Genomic DNA, 24023 nt, shown 5'->3' with positions numbered 1-24023 from the left:
AACACGTTTTTAAATACGGAACCGAGAATCTGATGAGTGACTTTAAATCAACCCTGAATTTGCCGGAAACAGGGTTCCCGATGCGTGGCGATCTCGCCAAACGCGAACCGGGAATGCTGGCGCGTTGGAACGATGATGACCTGTACGGCATCATCCGTGCCGCGAAAAAAGGCAAAAAAACCTTCATTCTGCATGATGGCCCTCCTTATGCGAATGGCAGCATTCATATTGGTCACTCGGTTAACAAGATTCTGAAAGACATTATCGTCAAGTCCAAAGGGCTGGCGGGCTTCGATTCGCCTTACGTGCCGGGTTGGGACTGTCACGGTCTGCCGATTGAGCTGAAGGTAGAGCAGGAGTACGGCAAGCCGGGCGAGAAGTTCACCGCCGCCGAGTTCCGCGCCAAGTGCCGCGAGTACGCTGCCGCGCAGGTTAACGGCCAGCGGGAAGACTTTATCCGTCTGGGCGTGCTGGGCGACTGGGCGCATCCGTACCTGACCATGGACTTCAAAACCGAAGCCAATATCATCCGTGCGCTGGGCAAGATCATCGGCAATGGCCATCTGCACAAAGGCGCGAAGCCGGTGCACTGGTGCGTTGACTGCCGCTCCGCGCTGGCCGAGGCTGAGGTGGAGTACTATGACAAAACCTCTCCATCTATCGACGTTGCTTTCCAGGCTGCTGACCAGGATGCGGTAAAAGCGAAATTCGGTCTGCCGGGCGTGAGCGGCCCGATCTCGCTGGTGATCTGGACCACCACCCCGTGGACGCTGCCGGCGAACCGCGCTATCTCCCTGTCGCCTGAGTTTGAGTATGCGCTGGTGCAGATCGACGGCCAGGCGCTGATCCTTGCCAAAGATCTGGTTGAGAGCGTAATGAAACGCATCGGCGTGGCGGAGTACAGCATCCTCGGTACGGTTAAAGGCAGCGAGCTGGAGCTGATGCGCTTTACCCATCCGTTTATGGGCTTTGACGTGCCGGCAATCCTTGGCGACCACGTGACCCTCGACGCCGGTACCGGTGCGGTGCATACCGCTCCTGGCCACGGCCCGGACGACTACGTGATCGGTCAGAAATATGGACTCGAAACCGCGAACCCGGTGGGTCCGGACGGCTGCTATCTGCCGGGAACCTACCCGACGCTGGACGGCGTGAACGTCTTTAAAGCCAACAACCTCATCACCGAGCTGCTGACGGAGAAGGGCGCGCTTCTGCATCTGGAGAAGCTGGTCCACAGCTACCCGTGCTGCTGGCGTCACAAAACGCCGATCATCTTCCGTGCCACCCCGCAGTGGTTTATCAGCATGGATCAGAAGGGCCTGCGCGAGCAGTCTCTGAAAGAGATCAAAGGCGTGCAGTGGATCCCGGACTGGGGCCAGGCGCGTATCGAATCGATGGTTGCCAACCGCCCTGACTGGTGTATCTCCCGTCAGCGTACCTGGGGCGTACCGATGTCGCTGTTCGTGCACAAGGATACCGAAGAGCTGCATCCGCGCACGCAGGAGCTGATTGAAGCGGTAGCTAAACGCGTTGAAGAGGACGGTATCCAGGCGTGGTGGGATCTCGATCCGCGCGACATCATGGGTGACGATGCCGACAACTATGTGAAGGTGCCGGATACGCTGGACGTCTGGTTTGACTCTGGCTCTACCCACTCCTCAGTAGTAGACGTGCGCCCTGAGTTTGCTGGCCACGCAGCGGATATGTATCTGGAAGGTTCTGACCAGCATCGCGGCTGGTTCATGTCTTCCCTGATGATCTCCACCGCCATGAAAGGTAAGGCGCCGTATCGCCAGGTGCTGACCCACGGCTTCACCGTGGACGGTCAGGGACGCAAGATGTCGAAATCTATCGGCAACACCGTCTCGCCGCAGGACGTGATGAACAAGCTGGGCGCGGATATTCTGCGTCTGTGGGTAGCCTCGACGGACTACACCGGCGAGATGGCGGTATCGGATGAGATCCTCAAGCGTGCCGCCGACAGCTATCGCCGTATCCGTAACACCGCGCGCTTCCTGCTGGCGAACCTCAACGGTTTCGATCCGGCAAAAGACATGGTGCAACCGGAAGAGATGGTGGTGCTGGATCGCTGGGCGGTAGGCTGTGCCAAAGCCGCGCAGGAGGATATCCTCAAGGCGTACGAATCGTACGACTTCCATGAGGTGGTGCAGCGCCTGATGCGCTTCTGCTCCATCGAAATGGGTTCGTTCTACCTCGACATCATCAAAGATCGCCAGTACACCGCGAAAGCGGACAGCGTTGCCCGTCGCAGCTGCCAGACCGCGCTGTACCACATCGCCGAGGCGCTGGTGCGCTGGATGGCACCGATCATGTCCTTCACTGCCGATGAGATCTGGGGCTACCTGCCTGGCGATCGCGAGCAGTATGTCTTTACCGGTGAGTGGTATGAAGGGCTGTTTGGCCTGGCCGAAACCGAAGCCATGAACGATGCTTACTGGAGCGAGTTGCTGAAGGTCCGTGGCGAGGTGAACAAAGTTATCGAGCAGGCGCGCGCCGATAAAAAGGTAGGCGGTTCGCTGGAAGCAGCGGTGACGCTCTACGCAGAGCCTGAGCTGGCGGCGAAGCTGACGGCGCTGGGCGATGAATTGCGATTCATCCTGTTGACCTCCGGTGCGAAGGTTGAAGACTATACTAACGCGCCGGCCGAAGCCCAGCAGAGCGAACTGCTCAAAGGGCTGAAGGTCACGCTTAGCAAGGCCGAAGGTGAGAAGTGTCAGCGCTGCTGGCACTACACGACCGACGTCGGTAAGGTGGCGGAACACGCAGAAATTTGCGGACGCTGTGTGGTTAACGTCGCCGGTGACGGCGAAAAACGTAAGTTCGCCTGATGAGTAAACCGATCTTTTCAACAGGGCTACGCTGGCTGTGGCTGGTGGTAGTCGTGCTGATTATCGATCTGGGCAGTAAATTCCTGATCCTCCAGAATTTCAACCTGGGGGAGACGGTTTCACTGTTCCCGTCGCTTAATCTGCACTATGCGCGCAACTACGGCGCGGCGTTTAGCTTCCTCGCTGATAAAGGCGGCTGGCAGCGCTGGTTCTTCGCCGGGATCGCCATTGGCATCTGCGTGGTGCTGGCGGTGATGATGTACCGCGCAAAGGCATCGCAGAAGCTGAACAACATCGCCTACGCGCTGATTATTGGCGGCGCGCTGGGTAATCTGTTTGATCGCCTGTGGCACGGCTTCGTGGTCGATATGATCGACTTCTACGTTGGCGACTGGCACTTCGCAACCTTTAACCTTGCCGATACAGCGATCTGTATCGGTGCGGCGTTAATCGTGCTGGAGGGTTTTATTCCTTCAGCGGCGAAGAAAAAAGCGGCATAGCCGCAGCGCAAAACCTGTAGGCCCGGTAAGCATAGCGCCACCGGGCAAACACATTGAAAGGCTATATCTGCATGTCTAACTCTGTACAGAGCAACAGCGCGGTGCTGGTGCATTTCACGCTGAAGCTTGATGATGGCTCCGTTGCCGAATCTACGCGTAACAACGGTAAACCGGCGCTGTTTCGTCTCGGTGACGGCTCGCTGTCGGAAGGGCTGGAGCAGCATCTGCTGGGGCTAAAAGCGGGCGATAAGCGTGCCTTTTCGCTGGAGCCGGACGCTGCTTTTGGCATCAGCAGCCCGGATCTGATCCAGTACTTTTCGCGGCGTGAATTTATGGATGCGGGCGAGCCGGAAACGGGCGCAATCATGCTGTTTACCGCAATGGATGGCAGCGAAATGCCAGGTGTGATCCGCGAAATCAACGGCGATTCGATCACCGTTGACTTCAACCATCCGCTGGCCGACCGAACCGTTCATTTTGATATTGAAGTGCTGGAAGTCGATCCGGCACTGGAGGCATAAGATGCAGATCCTGTTGGCCAACCCGCGCGGCTTCTGCGCCGGGGTAGACCGCGCTATCAGCATTGTTGAGAACGCGCTGGCAATCTACGGCGCACCAATTTACGTGCGTCATGAAGTGGTGCATAACCGCTACGTTGTCGATAGCCTGCGCGAGCGTGGCGCCATCTTTATTGAGCAAATCAGCGAAGTGCCGGACGGCGCTATTCTGATCTTCTCTGCCCACGGTGTCTCCCAGGCGGTACGTAACGAAGCCAAAAGCCGCGATCTGACGGTATTTGACGCTACCTGCCCGCTGGTAACCAAGGTGCATATGGAGGTGGCGCGCGCCAGCCGCCGCGGCGAAGAGTCGATTCTCATCGGCCACGCCGGTCACCCGGAAGTGGAAGGCACCATGGGCCAGTACAGCAACCCGAAAGGGGGCATGTACCTGGTGGAGTCCCCGGAAGATGTGCTGACGCTCAACGTCAAAGACGACACCCGACTGTCGTTTATGACTCAGACGACCCTGTCGGTTGATGATACCTCAGACGTCATTGATGCCCTGCGTAGCCGTTTTCCAAAAATCGTCGGGCCGCGTAAGGATGATATCTGCTACGCCACCACCAACCGTCAGGAAGCGGTGCGTGCGCTGGCCGAACAGGCCGACGTGGTACTGGTGGTCGGTTCGAAGAACTCCTCTAACTCCAATCGGCTGGCAGAGCTTGCCCAGCGGATGGGGAAAGCCGCGTTTCTTATCGACGACGCGTCCGATATCCAGGAAGCATGGGTAGCAAACGTGGCCTGCGTCGGTGTCACCGCCGGTGCCTCCGCGCCGGATATTCTGGTGCAGAACGTTATTGCCCGCCTGCAAACCCTGGGTGGCGGAGAAGCGATCCCTCTTGAAGGCCGTGAAGAGAATATCGTTTTTGAGGTACCGAAAGAGCTACGCGTGGACGTACGCGAAGTCGAGTAACCCTCAAACAATGCCGGTGGGCATCTTTTCGGTGAGATAGTTAATCATTGCCCGCATTTTCGCGGGCATATGTTTATTACGTGTCCACAGCAGCCACAGCTCCCCGGAGTAGGTGCTGATAAACTCCCACTCCGGCAGCACCTGCACAATCTCTCCCCTTTCCAGCGCCTCGCGGGCGGTAAACAGCGGCAGGCTGCCAATGCCAATATGGAGCTTGACCGCATCGAGACGTACGCCGGTATGGTTCGCCGCATAGCGTCCCCGCGTCTGCACGGTCTCTGTCTTTTCCCGCAGGCGAAACTTCCAGCGTGCGTCAGCGGGCGTTTCGCCCAGAGAGATACAGCTGTGACGACGCAGATCCTGCGGGTGCGTGGGCATGCCATGCTTGCGTAAATACTCAGGCGTCGCGCAGATAACGTGGGTTACCGGCATCAGCGCTTTGCCATATAGCCCCGGCGAAGGAGAGTCGGTGATGCGCAGCGCCAGATCGACGCCGTCGTTAATTAAATCGACATAGCGATCCTCCAGGCGCAGAGCAACGTCGATCTGCGGATAGCGGACAAGAAACTCAGGCATTAGCGGGTGAATAACAAAGCGCCCAACGGCTTTTGGGACGCTTAAAGTAAGTTTGCCCTGGGCAACGGTTTGCAGGCTGCCGCCGGAGTCTAACGCCTGCCGGGCTGCCTCCAGCATCTCCTGGGCATGCTCGTAGACGGCTCTGCCTGTCTCTGTCAGGGCCAGCCTGCGGGTGGTGCGGTGCAGCAGCTTACAGCCCATCTCCTGCTCAAGGCGCGAGACGCAGCGGCTGATGGCAGAGGGCGTTACGCCACCGGAGCGCGCCGCAGCAGAGAAGCTACCCTGTTCAACAATAACAGCAAAGGTAGCGAGGTCGGGAAGCAGAAGTGGATTCATCTGTGCCTGTTAAGCAAAAGTGCAGTGATTGAAAAGGGAATTATCGCCCTGAAGATTATGAATATACTGTGCTCAGACAGAGGAGAACAACCATGACTGAACGTCTTTATTACACCAGCGATGCCACCCAGAGCGTCGTCCAGGTGCTTAGCTGCACTGAAGAGGCGGAGGGCCGCTATGCCATCGTGCTGGATAAGACGCTATTTCATCCGCAGGGGGGAGGGCAGCCCGCTGACAGAGGATCCATTAATGGCGTAGCCGTTGAGAGTATTATTCAGCGCGGCGAGAACGTAATACACATTCTGCCTGAACCGCTTGCAACAGGTGAAGCGATGCTGGAAGTCGATGCGGAAACGCGAGCCTTGCACTCGCGCTGGCATAGCGCAGGCCATCTGATTGGCTATGCAGCAGAGCAGCACGGCTGGCAGCCGATAAAAGCGCACCACTGGCCGGACGAGGGTAAAGTGACCTTTATTGCGGGCGAGGGGGCAGAGGTGCCGGACAGCGACAGGCTAACAGCGAGCATCGAAACATGGATAGCTGCCGGGCTGCCCCGTCATGTAGAATTTGAAAAGGGTCGGCGTAGGGTAAGCTTTGGCTATCTTCCTGCCTATGAGTGTGGGGGCACGCACGTTTCGAGCCTGCAAAATATCGGTAAGCTGGTGATTAGCAGCATAAAACAGAAAAAAGGCCAGCTGACCATCGGTTATCTCCTGCCATAGCACGTTGCTGCCGCTCAGGCAGCAATCATGTCTTTTGCTGATACTTTTCGGCGTTTATCATTAAATTCTTATTATCGACGTTTTCGGCTGGCGGCCCGGTAGCGGGCTGGTTAATCTGGAAGCGATTTATAGCATTTCATTAACAAAAGAGCACAACTATGCACGAAGCACAAATTCGCGTTGCTATCGCGGGCGCTGGTGGGCGCATGGGCCGCCAGCTGATCCAGGCGGCGCTAAACATGGATGGCGTAGCGCTGGGCGCGGCGCTGGAGCGGGAGGGATCTTCCCTGCTGGGCAGCGATGCCGGAGAGCTGGCGGGTGCTGGCAAAGCAGGGGTGACGGTACAGAGCAGCCTTGAGGCGGTAAAAGACGACTTCGATGTATTTATCGATTTTACCCGTCCGGAAGGCACCCTGACCCATCTGGCTTTCTGTCGTCAGCATGGCAAGGGTATGGTCATCGGCACTACCGGCTTCGACGACGCGGGCAAGCAGGCCATCAGCGACGCGGCACAGAGCATCGGTATCGTTTTTGCCGCTAACTTTAGCGTTGGGGTCAACGTTATGCTTAAGCTGCTGGAGAAGGCGGCGAAGGTCATGGGTGACTACACCGACATTGAAATTATTGAGGCGCATCACCGTCATAAGGTTGATGCCCCGTCAGGAACTGCGCTGGCAATGGGTGAAGCTATTGCTCATGCGCTGGATAAGGATCTGAAGAGCTGTGCCGTCTACAGCCGCGAAGGCCACACCGGCGAGCGTGAGCCGGGCACCATCGGTTTTGCCACCGTCCGCGCGGGCGACATTGTGGGTGAGCATACCGCTATGTTTGCTGACGTTGGCGAGCGAATTGAGATCACCCATAAGGCCTCCAGCCGCATGACCTTTGCAAACGGTGCCGTTCGGGCCGCTTTATGGCTTGAGTCGCAAAAGAGTGGTCTTTTTGACATGCGTGATGTGCTGGAACTTAACAGTTTGTGATATTTATTACCCATCGTGATGTGGTTATTGTGATCGCAATGCTTTGATTGCAAGGGGCAATATTTTATTGCCCCTTTATTTTATCCTTTATCTCTTTTTTTCTACTTAAGTCTGCCATAAGTTAATCTTTTACTGCCTGTTTTGTTTAAAAATGGCACATTTCCCGCGTCAGACGCTGTTTTTACCGCCTCGTATAAAAAAGAGTAATTCACAATCGTGCGCAAGCGTTTTCCTCTGCAATTTAGCTGGCTTTTTTGCATCTTAAAGTGCCGCTTACTCCTCAGGTTGGCAAAAAACTAAGAAAAAGTACGTTTGAATGTAGACTTTTACCAGGCTTGTCTCTAGAATGCCGCCGTTTGCCAAAAATACACCGGTAAGCAGATTTGCATTGATTTGTCGCTTCAATATGAATTAATATGCAAATAAAGTGAGTGAATATTCTCTGGAGGGTGTTTTGATTAAGTCAGCGCTATTGGTTCTGGAAGACGGAACCCAGTTTCACGGTCGGGCCATAGGGGCAACAGGTTCGGCGGTTGGGGAAGTCGTTTTCAATACTTCAATGACCGGTTATCAAGAAATCCTTACTGATCCCTCCTATTCCCGCCAAATCGTCACTCTTACTTATCCCCATATTGGTAATGTCGGCACTAACGAAGCCGATGAAGAAGCGTCCCAGGTTCATGCTCAAGGCCTGATTATTCGCGACCTGCCGCTGATTGCCAGCAACTACCGCAATACTGAAGACCTCTCTTCTTACCTGAAACGCCATAACATCGTGGCCATTGCCGATATCGATACCCGTAAGCTGACCCGCCTGCTGCGCGAGAAGGGCGCACAGAACGGCTGCATCATCGCGGGCGACAGTCCGGATGCCGCCCTGGCGCTGGAGAAAGCGAAAGCGTTCCCGGGCCTGAACGGCATGGATCTGGCGAAAGAGGTGAGCACCGCGGAATCCTACAGCTGGACTCAGGGGAGCTGGACGCTGGCCGGTGAGCTGCCGGAAGCGAAGAAAGAAGAGGAGCTGCCTTTCCACGTGGTGGCTTACGACTACGGTGCGAAGCGCAACATCCTGCGAATGCTGGTGGACAGAGGCTGCCGCCTGACGGTTGTCCCAGCCAAGACCCCGGCGGAAGAGGTCCTGAAGATGAACCCGGACGGCATTTTCCTCTCCAACGGTCCCGGTGACCCGGCCCCCTGCGATTACGCCATTGATGCTATCCAGGCCTTCCTGGCGACCGACATACCGGTGTTTGGTATCTGCCTCGGCCATCAGCTGCTGGCCCTGGCGAGCGGCGCGAAAACCGTGAAGATGAAGTTCGGCCACCACGGTGGCAACCATCCGGTTAAAGATATTGATAACAACACGGTGATGATTACCGCGCAAAACCACGGCTTCGCGGTGGATGAGGCGACCATGCCAGCTAACCTGCGCGTCACGCACACGTCGCTGTTCGACGGTACCCTGCAGGGTATTCATCGTACCGACAAGCCAGCGTTCAGCTTCCAGGGTCACCCGGAGGCCAGCCCAGGCCCGCATGATGCCGCGCCGCTGTTCGATCACTTTATCGAACTTATCGAGCAATACCGTAAGTCTGCTAAATAATCAGGAGCCGAGAAGACCATGCCAAAACGTACAGACATTAAAAGCATCCTGATCCTTGGCGCTGGCCCGATCGTCATCGGCCAGGCCTGCGAATTTGACTACTCCGGTGCTCAGGCCTGTAAAGCCCTGCGTGAAGAGGGTTACCGCGTCATCCTGGTTAACTCTAACCCGGCAACCATCATGACCGACCCGGAGATGGCAGACGCCACCTACATTGAGCCTATCCACTGGGAAGTGGTGCGCAAAATCATCGAAAAAGAGCGCCCGGATGCGGTGCTGCCTACCATGGGCGGCCAGACCGCGCTGAACTGCGCGCTGGAGCTGGAGCGCCAGGGCGTTCTGGAAGAGTTTGGCGTGACCATGATCGGTGCCACCGCCGACGCGATTGATAAAGCGGAAGATCGCCGCCGTTTCGACGTCGCCATGAAGAAAATTGGTCTCGACACCGCTCGTTCCGGCATTGCGCATAACATGGAAGAGGCCCTGGCGGTTGCCGCTGACGTCGGTTATCCGTGCATTATTCGCCCCTCATTCACCATGGGCGGCACCGGCGGCGGCATCGCTTACAACCGCGAAGAGTTTGAAGAGATCTGCGCCCGCGGTCTGGATCTCTCCCCAACCAACGAGCTGCTGATTGATGAGTCGCTGATCGGCTGGAAAGAGTACGAGATGGAGGTGGTGCGCGATAAGAACGACAACTGCATCATCGTCTGCTCTATCGAGAACTTTGACGCCATGGGTATCCATACCGGTGACTCCATCACCGTCGCTCCGGCGCAGACCCTGACCGACAAAGAGTATCAGATCATGCGTAACGCCTCGATGGCGGTACTGCGTGAAATCGGCGTCGAAACCGGCGGCTCGAACGTCCAGTTCTCGGTGAACCCGAAGAACGGTCGCCTGATCGTTATCGAGATGAACCCGCGCGTCTCTCGCTCCTCGGCGCTGGCGTCGAAGGCAACCGGCTTCCCGATTGCGAAAGTCGCGGCCAAGCTGGCGGTGGGCTATACCCTCGACGAGCTGATGAACGACATCACCGGTGGCCGTACCCCGGCGTCGTTTGAGCCATCCATTGACTATGTGGTCACCAAAATTCCACGCTTCAACTTCGAGAAGTTCGTCGGTGCCAACGACCGTCTGACCACCCAGATGAAATCCGTAGGTGAAGTAATGGCGATTGGCCGCACCCAGCAGGAGTCGCTGCAGAAAGCGCTGCGCGGCCTGGAAGTGGGCGCGACCGGTTTTGACCCGAAGGTGAGCCTGGACGATCCGGAAGCGCTGACCAAAATCCGCCGTGAGCTGAAAGACGCGGGCGCAGAGCGTATCTGGTATATCGCGGATGCGTTCCGTGCGGGCCTGTCGGTTGATGGCGTCTTTAACCTGACTAACATCGACCGCTGGTTCCTGGTACAGATTGAAGAGCTGGTGCGCCTGGAAGAGAAGGTGGCGGAAGTGGGCATCAACGGCCTCGACGCTAATTTCCTGCGCCAGCTGAAGCGTAAAGGTTTCGCCGATGCGCGTCTGGCTAAGCTGGCGGGCGTACGTGAATCCGAAGTGCGCAAGCTGCGCGACCAGTACGACCTGCACCCAGTCTACAAGCGCGTGGACACCTGTGCGGCAGAGTTCTCCACCGATACTGCCTACATGTACTCCACCTACGAGGAGGAGTGTGAGGCTAACCCGACTCAGGATCGTGACAAAATCATGGTGCTGGGTGGCGGTCCAAACCGTATCGGCCAGGGCATCGAGTTTGACTACTGCTGCGTACACGCCTCGCTGGCGCTGCGTGAAGATGGCTACGAGACCATCATGGTCAACTGTAACCCGGAGACCGTCTCCACTGACTACGATACCTCTGACCGCCTCTACTTCGAGCCGGTAACGTTGGAAGACGTACTGGAAATCGTCCGCATCGAGAAGCCGAAGGGCGTTATCGTGCAGTACGGCGGCCAGACCCCGCTGAAGCTGGCTCGTACCCTGGAAGCCGCTGGCGTGCCGGTTATCGGTACCAGCCCGGATGCCATCGACCGCGCTGAAGACCGCGAGCGTTTCCAGCAGGCGGTAGATCGTCTGAAGCTGAAGCAGCCGGCGAACGCCACCGTGACCGCTATCGAGCAGGCGGTAGAGAAGGCGAAAGAGATTGGCTACCCGCTGGTGGTGCGCCCCTCTTACGTGCTGGGCGGTCGGGCAATGGAGATCGTCTACGACGAGATCGACCTGCGTCGCTACTTTATGACGGCGGTCAGCGTCTCCAACGACGCACCGGTGCTGCTGGATCGCTTCCTTGACGACGCGGTAGAGGTAGACGTTGACGCTATCTGCGACGGCGAAATGGTGCTGATTGGCGGCATTATGGAGCACATTGAGCAGGCGGGCGTGCACTCAGGTGACTCGGCCTGTTCACTGCCGGCTTACACCCTGAGCCAGGAGATCCAGGACGTGATGCGCCAGCAGGTGCAAAAGCTGGCCTTCGAGCTGCAGGTGCGCGGCCTGATGAACGTGCAGTTCGCGGTGAAAGACAACGAAGTTTACCTGATTGAGGTCAACCCACGCGCGGCGCGTACCGTACCGTTCGTCTCCAAAGCCACCGGCGTGCCGCTGGCGAAGGTGGCAGCGCGGGTAATGGCAGGTAAAACTCTGGCCGAGCAGGGCGTGACTAAAGAGATTATCCCGCCGTACTACTCGGTGAAAGAGGTCGTGTTGCCGTTCAACAAGTTCCCTGGCGTGGATCCGCTGTTAGGGCCAGAGATGCGCTCTACCGGTGAGGTCATGGGCGTAGGCCGCACCTTTGCCGAGGCGTTTGCCAAGGCGCAGCTGGGCAGTAACTCGACCATGAAGAAACAGGGCCGGGCGCTGCTCTCCGTACGCGAAGGTGATAAAGAGCGCGTAGTAGACCTGGCCGCCAAGCTGCTGAAGTTCGGCTTTGAGCTGGATGCCACCCACGGCACGGCAATTGTGCTGGGCGAGGCCGGTATCAACCCGCGTCTGGTGAACAAGGTGCATGAAGGTCGTCCGCACATTCAGGATCGTATCAAGAATGGCGAGTACACCTACATCATCAACACTACCGCAGGCCGTCAGGCGATTGAGGACTCCAAACTGATCCGCCGCAGCGCCCTGCAGTACAAAGTGCACTACGACACCACGCTGAACGGCGGCTTCGCCACGGCGATGGCGCTGAATGCAGATGCTACCGAGAAAGTCACCTCCGTACAGGAGATGCACGCCCAGATCGCTAAATAAGCGTCCTGCTATGTTGCCAAAACCCGCTCCGGCGGGTTTTTTCATTTTAAGCAGTTACGGCATTGTGTTATTGCCTGGCGTATAAGAGTGTTCTGTATTCTCCTGAAACATCAGACAAATAGTCTACCTTTAATCAGGAAGACCACTGAAAATCACTGAAAAGCAGGGAGAACACCATGCAAAAGCGCACTCTTATGGCATCTGTTTTAGCCGCAGCAACGTTGTTTACCGTAGCAGGTTGCTCCTCTAATCAGGCCGTGAAAACGACCGATGGCAAAACTATCGTTACTGATGGAAAGCCGCAGGTCGATGATGACACCGGCATGGTGTCGTATAAAAATGCCGCAACGGGTCAAACAGAGCAGATCAATCGCGACCAGCTGAAAAATATGAGCGAACTCGATAACTAATTTTATTCTTAAGCTTGTCGCCCAACGCCCGGTAGTGTAACACTGCCGGGCTTTTTTATTATTGCTGCATGAATAATAACTCAGATGAATATATTTCTAATCGCTTCGCCGTTAGCATTTTAATATATTTTTGCGATACTAAATAATATATCGCTTCGCTACACTCTCATCTCTACGATTTTAGGAGAGTGTTATGAAGAGGATTGCTGCTGTTCTGTTACTGGGTGCCGTATCGCTGTCGCTGGTGGGCTGCTCCAGCGACTACATCATGTCGACCAAAAGCGGTGAGATGATTGTCACCCAGGGCAAGCCGGAAATTGATAAAGATACCGGCATGACCCGCTACGTTGACCAGCAGGGCTATAGCCGTCAGATCAAAACGTCCGATGTCTCCCAGCTGATAGAAAAAGAGTAAGCAAAGCGGATCTTTCTTCTGTAAGCGCATCCATTAACTGTCTAAACTCACTGCCATTACAACAGTGCAGTTTAGACAGGTTAATGAATGATTCTGATTATTTATGCCCATCCCTATCCGCGGCATTCGCACGCGAATAAGCGGATGCTTGAACAGGCAGGAACGCTGGACGGCGTCGAGATCCGCTCGCTTTACCAACTCTATCCCGACTTCAATATCGATATCGCCGCCGAACAGGAGGCCGTATCACGCGCTGAGCTGGTGGTCTGGCAGCATCCTCTCCAGTGGTATAGCGTCCCGCCGCTGCTCAAGCTATGGATGGATAAAGTCCTGACCCACGGCTGGGCCTACGGTGAGGGCGGTACGGCCCTGCACGGCAAGCATCTGCTGTGGGCCGTGACCACCGGCGGCGGCGAGCATCACTTCGATATTGGATCGCACCCAGGCTTTGAAGCCCTGGCGCAGCCCCTACAGGCCACGGCAATCTACTGCGGCATGAAGTGGCTGGCCCCTTTCTCTATGCACAACACGTTCGTCAACGATGATGAAACCTTGAATGCCAAGGCGCGTCACTATAAACAGCGGTTGATGGCGTGGCAGGAGGTGAATCATGGATAGCCATACCCTGATACAGGCGCTGATCTACCTGGGATCGGCGGCGCTGATCGTGCCGATTGCGGTGCGCCTCGGCCTCGGCTCGGTGCTCGGCTATCTGATTGCGGGCTGCATTATTGGTCCGTGGGGGCTGCGGCTGGTCACCGACGCCGAGTCGATCCTGCACTTCGCTGAGATCGGCGTGGTGCTGATGCTGTTTGTCATCGGTCTTGAGCTGGATCCCCAGCGGCTGTGGAAGCTACGCGCCTCGGTGTTTGGCGGCGGCGCATTGCAAATGCTGGTCTGTGGCCTGCTGCTGGGTGCGTTCTGTATGGCGCTGGGTCTGCGCTGGCAGGTCGCGGTGCTGATCGGCCTGACGCTGGGACTCTCCTCGACGGCGATCGCCATGCAGGCGATGAACGAGCGTAACCTGATGGTCTCGCAGATGGGACGCAGCGCCTTTGCCGTTCTGCTGTTCCAGGATATCGCCGCCATTCCGCTGGTGGCGATGATCCCCCTGCTGGCAGCCAGTGGCGGGGCCACTACCCTGGGTGCCTTTACCCTTTCGGCGCTGAAGGTGGTCGCCGCGCTGGCTATCGTGGTGCTGATTGGCCGCTACGTTGCGCGCCCGGCGCTGCGCTTTGTCGCTCGCACTGGCCTGCGGGAAGTGTTCAGCGCCGTCGCGCTATTCCTGGTCTTTGGCTTCGGGCTGTTGCTGGAAGAGGCCGGGCTGTCGATGGCGATGGGGGCCTTCCTGGCCGGAGTGCTGCTGGCCAGCTCCGAATACCGCCATGCGCTGGAGAGCGATATCGAGCCGTTTAAAGGCCTGCTGCTGGGGCTGTTCTTTATCGGCGTCGGTATGTCTATCGACTTTGGTACTCTGGTGACGCACCCGCTACGCATTATCATCCTGCTGGTGGGCTTCCTGGTGATTAAAACCCTGGTGCTGTGGCTGATAGCCCGACCGTTAAAGGTGCCTGGCAAACAGCGGCGCTGGTTCGCGGTCCTGCTGGGGCAGGGGAGCGAATTTGCCTTCGTGGTGTTTGGCACGGCGCAGAGCGCCAACGTGCTCGATCCCGAGTGGGCTAAAGCGCTCACCCTGGCGGTGGCGCTCTCAATGGCAGCAACGCCGCTGCTACTGGTGTTGCTCACCCGTCTTGATAGCAAGACCACGGGCCAGCAGCGTGAGGCGGATGAAATTGACGAAGAGCAGCCGCGGGTCATTATTGCGGGCTTCGGACGTTTCGGACAGATTGCCGGGCGTCTGCTGCTCTCCAGCGGGGTGAAAATGGTCGTACTCGATCACGATCCCGACCATATTGAGACCCTGCGCAAGTTTGGTATGAAGGTCTTCTACGGCGATGCGACTCGCGTAGATCTGCTGGAGTCCGCCGGGGCGGGCAAGGCCGAGGTGCTGATCAACGCCATTGACGATCCCAAGGCCAACCTGCAGCTTACCGAGCTGGTCAAAGAGCACTTCCCGCATCTGCAGATCGTTGCTCGCGCCCGCGACGTCGATCACTTTATTCGTCTGCGCCAGGCGGGCGTAGAGCGTCCAGAGCGTGAAACCTTTGAAGGCGCACTGCGTACCGGCCGCCTGGCGCTGGAGAGCCTTGGGCTGGGAGAGTATGAGGCTCGGGAGCGCGCCGATCTATTTCGCCGCTATAATTCAGACATGATAGAGGAGATGGTTCAGGGTGAGGACGATACCCAGGCGCGAGCCGCGGTATTCAAACGCACCAGCGCGATGCTGACGGAGATCATCACCGAGGATCGGGCGCACCTCTCTCATACCCAGCGGCACGGCTGGCAGGGTACGGAGGAGGGTAAACACTCCGGCGATGCCAGCGACGAGCCGCAGGCGAAGCCGACGGTTTAATCATCTACGCTGGCGGCCCGGAGGCAACTGCGGGCCTGCCAGCAGAATGAAAAATTTTCGTTCCCTTTACCTTGCCGCCAGTCGACGAGCGTCAGCGCTTTCCGTATAGTGGCGACAATTTTTAGCTCCGGGATATATACAATGATCAGTCTGATTGCGGCGTTAGCGATCGATCGCGTAATTGGTATGGAAAACGCCATGCCGTGGAATTTGCCTGCCGATCTCGCCTGGTTTAAACGCAATACGTTAAACAAACCGGTGGTGATGGGCCGCCTGACCTGGGAGTCCATCGGACGTCCGCTGCCGGGTCGTAAAAACATTGTCATCAGCAGCCAGCCGGGCAGTGACGACCGTGTCCAGTGGGTTAGCTCTATTGAGGATGCAATTGCCGCCTGTGGCGATGCGGAAGAGATTATGGTGATCGGTGGTGGGCGTATTTACGAGCAGTTTTTGCCGCAGGCCCAGCGCCTCTATCTGACGCATATCGATGCGGAAGTGGAAGGAGATACTCACTTCCCGGACTACGAGCCGGACGACTGGGAGTCCACCTTTAGCGAGTTTCACGATGCCGACGCGCAGAACTCCCACAGCTACTGCTTTGAGATCCTCGAGCGTCGTTAACGCGTATCCCCGGCAAGCGCAGCGTCGCCGGGGAGAACATTACGAAGCAACCACCTCACCTTCGCCCAGATCCAGATGGCGGCTCGACGCCTGGGTAAAGTAGGCTTTATCTTCCCAACGCAGGCAGGTCAGAACGCCACCCCAGCAGCAGCCGGTATCGAGGGCGTAGACGCCCTCCGGTGTGCCTTTCCCCTCCAGCGACGCCCAGTGACCAAACACCACGCTGTACTCCTGGGTCACCGGGCCTGGGATCACAAACCATGGCTTCAGCGGGGCAGGGGCGTTGTCCGGCATATCTTTGCAGTACATGTCCAGCTGGCCATTCGGGAAGCAGTAGCGCATCCGCGTAAAGGCGTTGGTGATAAAGCGCAGGCGCGCCAGACCGGTTAGATCCTGGCTCCAGTTGTTGGGCAGGTCGCCATACATCGCATCTAAAAAGAGCGGGTAGGAGTCGCTGGCGAGCACCGCTTCAGCATCCCGGGCGCAGGCCTGAGCCGTCGGCAGATCCCACTGGGGAGTGATCCCCGCGTGCGCCATCACCAGCTTTTTCTCTTCGTCTACCTGCAGCAGCGGCTGGCGACGCAGCCAGTTCAGCAGCTCATCGGCATCCGGTGCTTCCAGCAGCGGCGTAATACGATCCTTCGGTTTATTTTTACTGATGCCGGCAAACACCGCCAGCAGGTGCAGGTCATGGTTGCCCAGCACGATGCGCACGCTGTCCCCTAAGGACTTAACAAAGCGCAGCACCTTCAGCGATGCCGGGCCGCGCGCAACCAGATCGCCCGTTAACCAGAGGGTATCGGTTTTAGGATCAAACGCGACCTGTTTTAACAATGCGATCAGTTCATCGTAGCAACCATGAACGTCGCCAATAAGATATGTTGACATGGATTAATGAATGAGAGTTGAAACGGCAAGTCGGAAGACCGGTATGGCGATGCGGAACGGCTTGCCCTCGGCATCGATCATCTCATAGTGGCCCTGCATGGTACCCAGCGGCGTTTCGATAACCGCTCCGCTGGTGTATTGATACTCTTCGCCGGGGGCAATGTGCGGCTGGACGCCAACCACACCTTCGCCCTGTACCTCGGTTTCACGGCCATTGCCGTTAGTGATAAGCCAGTAGCGCCCTAGCAGCTGCACGGGCGTGCGTCCCAGGTTACGGATGGTCACCGTGTAGGCGAAAACATAGCGCTGTTCGTCGGGTGCCGACTGCGATTCGATATAGACGCTTTGTACCTGAACACATACCCGGGGCGAATTGATCATGGCTTAACTCTCCTTCGGCGGCGCGTTATCTGTCAGGTAGTTTGCCATCTGGCAGTACTGGGCGACAGAGATATTTTCTGCCCGCACCGCCGGATCAATACCCAACGAGGTTAACACCTCCGGCGTAAACAGATTGCCGAGGCTGTTACGAATGGTTTTACGGCGTTGGTTAAACGCTTCGGTGGTAATGCGGCTCAGAACGCGAACCTCTTTTACCGGGTGCGGCATAGTGGCATGCGGTACCAGGCGCACCACCGCAGAGTCTACTTTAGGCGGCGGCGTAAAGGCCGTCGGCGGAACTTCCAGCACCGGGATCACCTGACAATAGTATTGTGCCATTACGCTTAAACGGCCATACGCTTTGCTGTTCGGGCCTGCAACCAGACGATTCACCACCTCTTTTTGCAGCATGAAGTGCATATCGGCGATGGCATCAGTATAGCTAAACAGGTGGAACATTAACGGTGTAGAGATGTTATAGGGCAGGTTACCAAAGACGCGCAGCGGCTGACCCAGGGTCTGAGATAGCTCACCAAAGTTCATGGTCATGGCATCTTGCTGATAGATGGTCAGCTTCGGCCCAAGGAACGGATGCGTTTGCAGGCGCGCAGCCAGATCGCGATCCAGCTCGATGACGGTCAGCTCGTCCAGGCGCTCGCCTACCGGCTCGGTCAGCGCGGCGAGGCCGGGACCGATTTCAACCATGGCCTGGCCTTTTTGCGGATTAATGGCTGATACAATGCTGTCGATGACAAATTTATCGTTAAGGAAGTTTTGCCCGAAACGTTTACGGGCCAGGTGCCCCTGATGGACTCTGCTATTCATTGAGTATTAGTAATCATTTTGATGGCGAGATTAAGCGCCGTAATAAAACTGCCGACATCGGCTTTCCCCTGGCCCGCAAGTTCTAATGCGGTGCCGTGGTCTACGGATGTGCGAATAAAGGGTAAACCGAGCGTAATGTTCACACCGCGGCCAAAGCCCTGGTATTTTAGCACGGGCAGGCCCTGATCGTGATACATCGCCAGCACCGCATCGGCGCGATCGAGATATTTTGGCTGGAAAAGCGTATCCGCAGGCAGCGGGCCGCTGAGGTTCATCCCCTGGGCGCGCAGCTCCTCAAGCAGCGGAATGATAGTGTCTATCTCTTCGCTGCCCATATGGCCACCTTCGCCAGCGTGCGGGTTCAGGCCGCAGACCAGCACGTGCGGATGGGCAATGCCGAACTTGTTTTGCAGATCGCGATACAGAATGGTGATGACATCGCGCAGCAGCGTCGGGGTAATGGCATCCGCCACCTCCCGTAGCGGCAGGTGGGTCGTCGCCAGCGCCACGCGCAGCGCCTCGGTCGCCAGCATCATTACCACTTTTGCTGTGCCGGAACGCTCTTCAAAAAACTCGGTGTGCCCGGTAAAGGGTACGCCGGCATCGTTAATCACCCCTTTGTGTACCGGGCCGGTGACCAGGGCAGCAAATTCACCGTTCAGGCAGCCGTCACAGGCGCGGGCAAGGGTATCAACAACGTAACCACCGTTAGCTACGCTAAGCTGGCCGGGAACAACCGCCGCACGCAGGGTAACGGGCAGCACCGTCAGGGTGCGGGCGCGCTGCGGCTGCGCGGGCTGGTCTGCATCGTAGGGGAGCAGGGTCAGCGGCAGACCAAGCTGTGCCGCCCGGTCAGTTAACAACTGCGGGTCGGCACAAACTACCAGCGCCATGGGCCAGTCGCGCTGGGCCAGCTGGACTACCAGCTCCGGACCAATCCCGGCGGGTTCGCCGGGGGTGATAACGATGCGTTGAACGTTCATTAGTTGCTCAGGATCTTAACGTAGGCGCTGGCGCGCTGCTCCTGCATCCAGCTGGCCGCCTCTTCAGAGAATTTACGGTTCATCAGCATGCGGTAGGCACGATCCTTCTGCGCGGCGTCGGTTTTATCCACGTTACGCGTGTCCAGCAGTTCGATCAGGTGCCAGCCAAAGGAGGAGTGCACCGGGGCGCTCATCTGGCCTTTGTTCAGCTTCATCAGCGCATCGCGGAAGGCCGGATCGAAAACATCCGCTGCCGCCCAGCCGAGATCGCCGCCCTGGTTAGCCGAGCCGGGATCCTGGGAGAAGGATTTTGCCGCTGCAGCAAAGCTGGTCTTACCGCTCTTAATATCCGCTGCGATCTGCTCCAGCTTCACGCGGGCCTGGTCATCGGTCATGATCGGCGACGGCTTCAGCAGAATATGGCGCGCGTGAACTTCAGTCACGGAGATGCTTTTGCTCTGGCCACGCAGGTCGTTCACCTTCAGAATATGGAAGCCGACGCCGGAACGGATCGGTCCGATAATGTCGCCTTTTTTCGCCGTGCTTAGCGGCTGGGCGAAGATAGAAGGCAGTTCCTGAATACGTCCCCAGCCCATCTCGCCGCCTTTCAGCGCCTGCGGATCGGCAGAGTAGGTGATCGCCAGTTTGCCAAAGTCATCGCCGCCACGCGCCTGCTCAATGATAGAGCGTGCCTGGCTCTCCGCCTCGTTAACCTGATCGGAGGTTGGGTTTTCCGGCAGCGGGATCAGAATGTGGCTCAGATTCAGCTCGGTGCTGGCGTCGTTCTGGTTACCCACCTGCTGGGCAAGAGAGTCTACTTCCTGCGGCAGAATAGTAATGCGGCGGCGCACCTCGTTGTTACGCACCTCGGAAATCAGCATCTCCTTGCGGATCTGGCTGCGGTAGGTGTTGTAGTCCATACCGTCATAGGCCAGGCGGCTACGCATCTGATCCAACGACATGTTGTTCTGCTTGGCGATATTGGCAATAGCCTGATCGAGCTGCTCATCGGTGACTTTGACACCCATCTTGGTGCCCATCTGCAGAATGATTTGATCCATGATCAGACGCTCCAGGATCTGATGACGCAGCGTGGCATCGTCAGGAAGCTGCTGACCCGCCTGACCGGCGTTAAGCTTTACGGATTGCATCAAACCATCAACGTCACTTTCCAGTACAACACCGTTATTAACGACGGCAGCGACTTTATCGACAACCTGCGGCGCGGCGAAGCTGGTATTCGCCACCATGGCGATACCGAGAAGCAGCGTTTTCCAGTTCTTCATACTTTTTCCATTTCAATTAACCGCAATGCGGATTACGTGGCAAATCAACTTCATAACCAATCTACTTCATAACTAAGCAATTACATTACAAAGAGCTACTATAAGGCAGAATGTTCGAACGCAGCATCTGCTGCGTACCCAGCCCGTAGTTGGAGCTAAGGCCGCGCAGCTCGATGTTAAAGCCGACGACGTTGTCGTAGACGCTCTCTGTCGGTGCAGGTCCCCAGCCGTTGAGTTTACGCTCGTAGCCGAAGCGGATAGCGTAGCAGCAGGAGTTGTACTGCAAACCGAGCATCTGATCGGCGGCTTTGTTCTGTTTGGTGTCGAAGTAGTAGGCTCCGACCACAGACCAGCGATCGACGATCGGCCAGCTTGCCACTCCACCCACCTGAGAAATACCGTCTTTGGTCTGAGGGGCATAAGCGTAGTTTGGCAGCGTCGCCTGAATATACTCCTCGCTGGCGTAGCGGTAGTTCAGCTGCAGAACCCGATCCTCGTCGCGGCGGTACTCCAGCGTCGCATTACCGTTAGCTACGTTGTCGAGGCGCGTATCGTACTGCACACCACCGCGCAGGCCCCAGCGTTCACTCATGCGCCAGTAGGTGTCGCCCGCCCAGACCAGCGATCCGGTCTGATCGTCTTCTTCCCATTGGATCCTGTCATCACCGGTACGGGACTCGGTGAAGTAGTAGATTTGACCCACGGAAATGTTAAAACGTTCAATGGATTCCTGATCGTATACGCGCGATGTGACGCCGGTCGTCACCTGGTTCGCTGATGCGATGCGGTCGAGGCCACCGTAGGTTCGGTCACGGAACAGGCCGCCGTAGTCAAACTGCAGCAGAGACGAATCATAGTTTTGGATATGGCTCTGGTCGCGGTAAGGCACGTAGAGATACTGGGCGCGTGGCTCCAGGGTCTGGCTATAGCCCGCCAGCCAGTTCATATCACGCTCAAAGATCAGCTTGCCGTCCACCTTAAACTGCGGCATCACGCGGTTTACCGAGTCTTTATAGTCGGTGCCGTTCGCCAGGTTGTAATCTTCGAGATTTGTCTGCTGGTAGTGGGTTGCCAGCAGCTTGGCTTCGGTGTTGACGCTGCCCCACCGGTTAGAGAGCGGCAGGTTAATCGTCGGCTCCAGATGCAGACGGGTGGCTTCCGGCAGATCCGAGTTGGTATTGGAGAAATGCACCGCCTGGCCATAGATATGCGTATCAAACGGACCGACGTCGTTCTGGTAGTAGTTCACATCCAGCTGCGGCTGAGCGGCGTAGGAGTTGCTGTGCTCGGCGTCAAAGACCTGGAACTGTTTGGTCGTCACCGTGGCGTCGAAGTTATCCAGCGCGTAGCCGACGCTGAATTTCTGCGTAGCGTAGCCGTCGGTGCTGGATCCGTAGGTCGAGGTAAAGTCGTTGAAGTAGTATGGATCGCTGACCTTGGTATAGTCGATATTGAAGCGCCATACCTGATCCATTACGCCAGCGTGCTGCCAGTAGAAGAGCCAGCGGTGCTTATCAGACTCAGCGGGATAGTCTTCTTTAAAGACATCATCTGACGGCAGGTAGTCAAACTCCATCAGGCCCATACCCGCCTGGGTCAGGTAGCGAAATTCGTTCTGCCACTGAATGCTGCCCCGCTTGTCCATATAGTGCGGCGTAATGGTGGCATCGAAGTTCGGCGCAATGTTCCAGTAGTACGGCAGCGTAAACTCAAAGTAGTTCTTGGAGCTGTATCTGGCGTTCGGGATCAGGAAGCCGGAGCGGCGTTTGTCGCCAATCGGCAGCTGCAGATAGGGGCTGTAGAACACCGGAACCGGACCCAGTTTAAAGCGCGCGTTCCAGATCTCCGCGACCTGCTCTTCGCGATCCTGGATCACTTCGCTACCCACCACGCTCCAGGTATTCGACCCTGGCAGACAGGAGGTAAAGGTCCCGTTATCCAGAATGGTGTAACGGTTCTCGCCGCGCTGCTTCATGAGATCGGCGGTGCCGCGTCCCTGACGACCTACCAGCTGATAGTCGCCGTTCCAGACGTTGGTATCTTTGGTGTTCAGGTTAGCCCAGGCTTTTGGTCCCTTCAGGATCACCTGGTTATCGTCGTAGTGCACGTTGCCCAGCGCATCGACGGTACGAACCGGATCGGTCTGACCCTCCGGCTGCTGCTGGTGAAGCTGCATCTCATCTGCCTGCAGGCGGCTGTTACCCTGCTGGACATCCACGTTGCCGGTAAATACGGCATCTTCAGGATAGTCACCTTTCGCATTATCGGCGTTAATGGTGACAGGCAGCTGGTTAGGTTCGCCCTCTACCAGAGGACGGTTGTAGCTCGGGACGCCCAGCAGACACTGCGAGGCGAGATCGGCTGCCAGCCCCTGCTGACTGTACAGGGCTGTGCCAATCATTGTGGCCAGAAGGGTGGGAATACGTTTTTTCATACGTTGTATTTGTTGTTCCGTCATCAGTGGCTTTTCAGCTTGCAAGCGCTCAGAGACTAACTTACTCACCTTCACAGCGCTAGTGTTAATCCTGCCCGCTTTCGAGCCTGGTAGAGAAGGCTGTGCCTGTGCACGGCATAGAATGACGGGTATGATAATGCAAATCTTAGCCGACAGCATGACCATTTGGGGAGTATATGCAGTATTGGGGAAAAGTGATTGGCGTCGCCATCGCATTAATGATGGGCGGCGGTTTCTGGGGCGTGGTCCTCGGCTTACTCATTGGGCACATGTTTGACAAGGCGCGCAGCCGCAAAATGGCGTTTTTTGCCAACCAGCGCGAGCGGCAGACGCTCTTTTTTGCCACCACCTTTGAGGTGATGGGGCACCTGACCAAATCCAAGGGGCGCGTCACCGAAGCGGATATTCAGGTGGCAAGCCTGTTTATGGATCGGCTCAATCTGCACGGCGATTCACGCGCCTTTGCCCAGCAGGCCTTTCGCGTCGGCAAAACCGACAACTATCCGCTGCGGGAGAAGATGCGTCAGTTTCGCAGCGTCTGCTTTGGCCGCTTCGATCTAATTAGGATGTTTCTGGAAATTCAGATCCAGGCCGCGTTCGCTGATGGCTCGCTGCACCCGAACGAGCGGGCGGTGCTGTACGTCATCGCCGAGGAGCTAGGGATTTCCCGCGTCCAGTTCGATCAGTTCCTGCGCATGATGCAGGGCGGAGCACAGTTTGGCGGCGGCTTCCACGGGCAGCAGCAGTCCAACGGCGGCTGGCAGCAGGCCCAACGCGGACCAACTCTGGAAGATGCCTGTAACGTGCTGGGCGTGAAGCCTGGCGATGACGCGGCCACCATCAAGCGTGCCTACCGCAAGCTGATGAGCGAGCACCATCCGGATAAGCTGGTGGCGAAAGGGCTGCCGCCGGAGATGATGGAGATGGCGAAGCAGAAAGCGCAGGAGATTCAGAAAGCTTACGAGCTAATCAAAGAGCAGAAGGGTTTTAAATAGCCTGGCGCG

General features: G+C 57.1%; 21 protein-coding genes. 14 read left to right on the top strand and 7 right to left on the bottom strand.

Annotated features, from left to right (window positions below; translation table 11 throughout):
* The first annotated feature begins 32 nt into the window (after positions 1–32).
* The 4 genes from ileS to ispH all read left to right on the top strand — a co-directional run bounded on the left by ileS (position 33) and on the right by ispH (position 4822).
* Positions 33–2849 carry an isoleucine--tRNA ligase gene (ileS, locus tag RTN40_RS07575; RefSeq protein ID WP_312227931.1) on the top strand — a complete coding sequence of 939 codons (2817 nt, stop codon included), beginning with the start codon at positions 33–35 and terminating at the stop codon, positions 2847–2849.
* The gene (gene lspA / locus RTN40_RS07570) at positions 2849–3349 is read left to right on the top strand and encodes a signal peptidase II (RefSeq protein ID WP_312227930.1); all 501 of its coding nucleotides are present in this window, start codon (positions 2849–2851) and stop codon (positions 3347–3349) included. Before ileS ends, lspA begins: the two co-directional genes overlap by 1 nt.
* Positions 3350–3420: 71 nt before the next feature.
* Entirely contained in the window at positions 3421–3870 is a 450-nt protein-coding gene (fkpB, locus tag RTN40_RS07565) for an FKBP-type peptidyl-prolyl cis-trans isomerase (RefSeq protein WP_103818483.1), read from the top strand.
* Between the two features lies 1 nt (position 3871).
* Positions 3872–4822 (top strand): 4-hydroxy-3-methylbut-2-enyl diphosphate reductase, encoded by a 951-nt coding sequence (gene ispH / locus RTN40_RS07560; RefSeq protein WP_312227929.1) that lies wholly within the window; start codon positions 3872–3874, stop codon positions 4820–4822.
* Between the two features lie 3 nt (positions 4823–4825).
* Here ispH and RTN40_RS07555 read toward each other — a convergent pair whose 3' ends face one another.
* On the bottom strand, positions 4826–5734 hold the full coding sequence (locus RTN40_RS07555) for a LysR substrate-binding domain-containing protein (RefSeq protein WP_312227928.1): 909 nt from the start codon (positions 5732–5734) through the stop codon (positions 4826–4828).
* Positions 5735–5826: 92 nt separating this feature from the next.
* Between RTN40_RS07555 and RTN40_RS07550 the strand changes: the two genes are divergently transcribed.
* The 9 genes from RTN40_RS07550 to folA all read left to right on the top strand — a co-directional run bounded on the left by RTN40_RS07550 (position 5827) and on the right by folA (position 16201).
* Entirely contained in the window at positions 5827–6456 is a 630-nt protein-coding gene (locus RTN40_RS07550) for an alanyl-tRNA editing protein (protein ID WP_312227927.1), read from the top strand.
* Positions 6457–6614: 158 nt separating this feature from the next.
* Entirely contained in the window at positions 6615–7436 is an 822-nt protein-coding gene (gene dapB, locus RTN40_RS07545) for a 4-hydroxy-tetrahydrodipicolinate reductase (protein WP_312227926.1), read from the top strand.
* Positions 7437–7890: 454 nt separating this feature from the next.
* Positions 7891–9039: a glutamine-hydrolyzing carbamoyl-phosphate synthase small subunit gene (gene carA / locus RTN40_RS07540; protein ID WP_312227925.1), complete on the top strand. Its 1149-nt coding sequence runs from the start codon at positions 7891–7893 to the stop codon at positions 9037–9039.
* A gap of 18 nt (positions 9040–9057) precedes the next feature.
* On the top strand, positions 9058–12282 hold the full coding sequence (gene carB, locus RTN40_RS07535; protein ID WP_312227924.1) for a carbamoyl-phosphate synthase large subunit: 3225 nt from the start codon (positions 9058–9060) through the stop codon (positions 12280–12282).
* A 176-nt stretch (positions 12283–12458) separates the two neighbouring features.
* On the top strand, positions 12459–12692 hold the full coding sequence (locus tag RTN40_RS07530) for a YgdI/YgdR family lipoprotein (RefSeq protein WP_312213060.1): 234 nt from the start codon (positions 12459–12461) through the stop codon (positions 12690–12692).
* A gap of 193 nt (positions 12693–12885) precedes the next feature.
* Entirely contained in the window at positions 12886–13107 is a 222-nt protein-coding gene (locus RTN40_RS07525; RefSeq protein ID WP_312227923.1) for a YgdI/YgdR family lipoprotein, read from the top strand.
* Between the two features lie 87 nt (positions 13108–13194).
* Positions 13195–13725 (top strand): glutathione-regulated potassium-efflux system oxidoreductase KefF, encoded by a 531-nt coding sequence (gene kefF, locus RTN40_RS07520; RefSeq protein ID WP_312227922.1) that lies wholly within the window; start codon positions 13195–13197, stop codon positions 13723–13725.
* On the top strand, positions 13718–15580 hold the full coding sequence (kefC, locus tag RTN40_RS07515) for a glutathione-regulated potassium-efflux system protein KefC (protein ID WP_312227921.1): 1863 nt from the start codon (positions 13718–13720) through the stop codon (positions 15578–15580). The genes kefF and kefC overlap by 8 nt, the downstream gene beginning before the upstream one ends.
* A 141-nt stretch (positions 15581–15721) precedes the next feature.
* Positions 15722–16201, top strand: coding sequence for a type 3 dihydrofolate reductase (folA, locus tag RTN40_RS07510; protein WP_312227920.1), 480 nt, complete (start codon positions 15722–15724; stop codon positions 16199–16201).
* Between the two features lie 39 nt (positions 16202–16240).
* Here the strand turns inward: folA and apaH are convergent, their stop codons facing one another.
* The 6 genes from apaH to lptD form a co-directional block, all read right to left on the bottom strand.
* Entirely contained in the window at positions 16241–17089 is an 849-nt protein-coding gene (gene apaH, locus RTN40_RS07505; protein ID WP_312227919.1) for a bis(5'-nucleosyl)-tetraphosphatase (symmetrical) ApaH, read from the bottom strand.
* Positions 17090–17092: 3 nt separating this feature from the next.
* Positions 17093–17470: a Co2+/Mg2+ efflux protein ApaG gene (apaG, locus tag RTN40_RS07500; RefSeq protein WP_312227918.1), complete on the bottom strand. Its 378-nt coding sequence runs from the start codon at positions 17468–17470 to the stop codon at positions 17093–17095.
* A 3-nt stretch (positions 17471–17473) separates the two neighbouring features.
* A complete protein-coding gene (rsmA, locus tag RTN40_RS07495; protein WP_312213046.1) occupies positions 17474–18295 on the bottom strand; it encodes a 16S rRNA (adenine(1518)-N(6)/adenine(1519)-N(6))-dimethyltransferase RsmA in 822 nt (273 codons plus the stop codon).
* Positions 18292–19278, bottom strand: a complete 987-nt coding sequence (gene pdxA / locus RTN40_RS07490) for a 4-hydroxythreonine-4-phosphate dehydrogenase PdxA (RefSeq protein WP_312227917.1) — start codon at positions 19276–19278, stop codon at positions 18292–18294. The genes rsmA and pdxA overlap by 4 nt, the downstream gene beginning before the upstream one ends.
* The gene (surA, locus tag RTN40_RS07485) at positions 19278–20564 is read right to left on the bottom strand and encodes a peptidylprolyl isomerase SurA (protein WP_312227916.1); all 1287 of its coding nucleotides are present in this window, start codon (positions 20562–20564) and stop codon (positions 19278–19280) included. The genes pdxA and surA overlap by 1 nt, the downstream gene beginning before the upstream one ends.
* Positions 20565–20649: 85 nt before the next feature.
* Positions 20650–22998, bottom strand: a complete 2349-nt coding sequence (gene lptD / locus RTN40_RS07480) for an LPS assembly protein LptD (protein ID WP_312227915.1) — start codon at positions 22996–22998, stop codon at positions 20650–20652.
* 197 nt (positions 22999–23195) lie between these two features.
* Between lptD and djlA the strand changes: the two genes are divergently transcribed.
* Positions 23196–24014 (top strand): co-chaperone DjlA, encoded by an 819-nt coding sequence (gene djlA, locus RTN40_RS07475; RefSeq protein WP_312227914.1) that lies wholly within the window; start codon positions 23196–23198, stop codon positions 24012–24014.
* Positions 24015–24023 lie beyond the last annotated feature (9 nt).

The organism is Pseudescherichia sp. (assembly GCF_031987975.1).
Classification (GTDB): domain Bacteria; phylum Pseudomonadota; class Gammaproteobacteria; order Enterobacterales; family Enterobacteriaceae; genus Pseudescherichia.
The sequence above is the reverse complement of the archived record's forward strand: the minus strand, read 5'-3'. Positions and strand labels throughout refer to the sequence as shown.

Coding starts and splice junctions, on each gene's coding strand:
- apaG (WP_312227918.1), bottom strand. CDS start 17,470: ATGATCAATTCGCCCCGGGTATGTGTTCAGGTACAAAGCGTCTATATC.
- RTN40_RS07550 (WP_312227927.1), top strand. CDS start 5,827: ATGACTGAACGTCTTTATTACACCAGCGATGCCACCCAGAGCGTCGTC.
- RTN40_RS07525 (WP_312227923.1), top strand. CDS start 12,886: ATGAAGAGGATTGCTGCTGTTCTGTTACTGGGTGCCGTATCGCTGTCG.
- fkpB (WP_103818483.1), top strand. CDS start 3,421: ATGTCTAACTCTGTACAGAGCAACAGCGCGGTGCTGGTGCATTTCACG.
- RTN40_RS07555 (WP_312227928.1), bottom strand. CDS start 5,734: ATGAATCCACTTCTGCTTCCCGACCTCGCTACCTTTGCTGTTATTGTT.
- carB (WP_312227924.1), top strand. CDS start 9,058: ATGCCAAAACGTACAGACATTAAAAGCATCCTGATCCTTGGCGCTGGC.
- ileS (WP_312227931.1), top strand. CDS start 33: ATGAGTGACTTTAAATCAACCCTGAATTTGCCGGAAACAGGGTTCCCG.
- apaH (WP_312227919.1), bottom strand. CDS start 17,089: ATGTCAACATATCTTATTGGCGACGTTCATGGTTGCTACGATGAACTG.
- kefC (WP_312227921.1), top strand. CDS start 13,718: ATGGATAGCCATACCCTGATACAGGCGCTGATCTACCTGGGATCGGCG.
- djlA (WP_312227914.1), top strand. CDS start 23,196: ATGCAGTATTGGGGAAAAGTGATTGGCGTCGCCATCGCATTAATGATG.
- dapB (WP_312227926.1), top strand. CDS start 6,615: ATGCACGAAGCACAAATTCGCGTTGCTATCGCGGGCGCTGGTGGGCGC.
- RTN40_RS07530 (WP_312213060.1), top strand. CDS start 12,459: ATGCAAAAGCGCACTCTTATGGCATCTGTTTTAGCCGCAGCAACGTTG.
- kefF (WP_312227922.1), top strand. CDS start 13,195: ATGATTCTGATTATTTATGCCCATCCCTATCCGCGGCATTCGCACGCG.
- rsmA (WP_312213046.1), bottom strand. CDS start 18,295: ATGAATAGCAGAGTCCATCAGGGGCACCTGGCCCGTAAACGTTTCGGG.
- surA (WP_312227916.1), bottom strand. CDS start 20,564: ATGAAGAACTGGAAAACGCTGCTTCTCGGTATCGCCATGGTGGCGAAT.
- folA (WP_312227920.1), top strand. CDS start 15,722: ATGATCAGTCTGATTGCGGCGTTAGCGATCGATCGCGTAATTGGTATG.
- lptD (WP_312227915.1), bottom strand. CDS start 22,998: ATGAAAAAACGTATTCCCACCCTTCTGGCCACAATGATTGGCACAGCC.
- ispH (WP_312227929.1), top strand. CDS start 3,872: ATGCAGATCCTGTTGGCCAACCCGCGCGGCTTCTGCGCCGGGGTAGAC.
- lspA (WP_312227930.1), top strand. CDS start 2,849: ATGAGTAAACCGATCTTTTCAACAGGGCTACGCTGGCTGTGGCTGGTG.
- pdxA (WP_312227917.1), bottom strand. CDS start 19,278: ATGAACGTTCAACGCATCGTTATCACCCCCGGCGAACCCGCCGGGATT.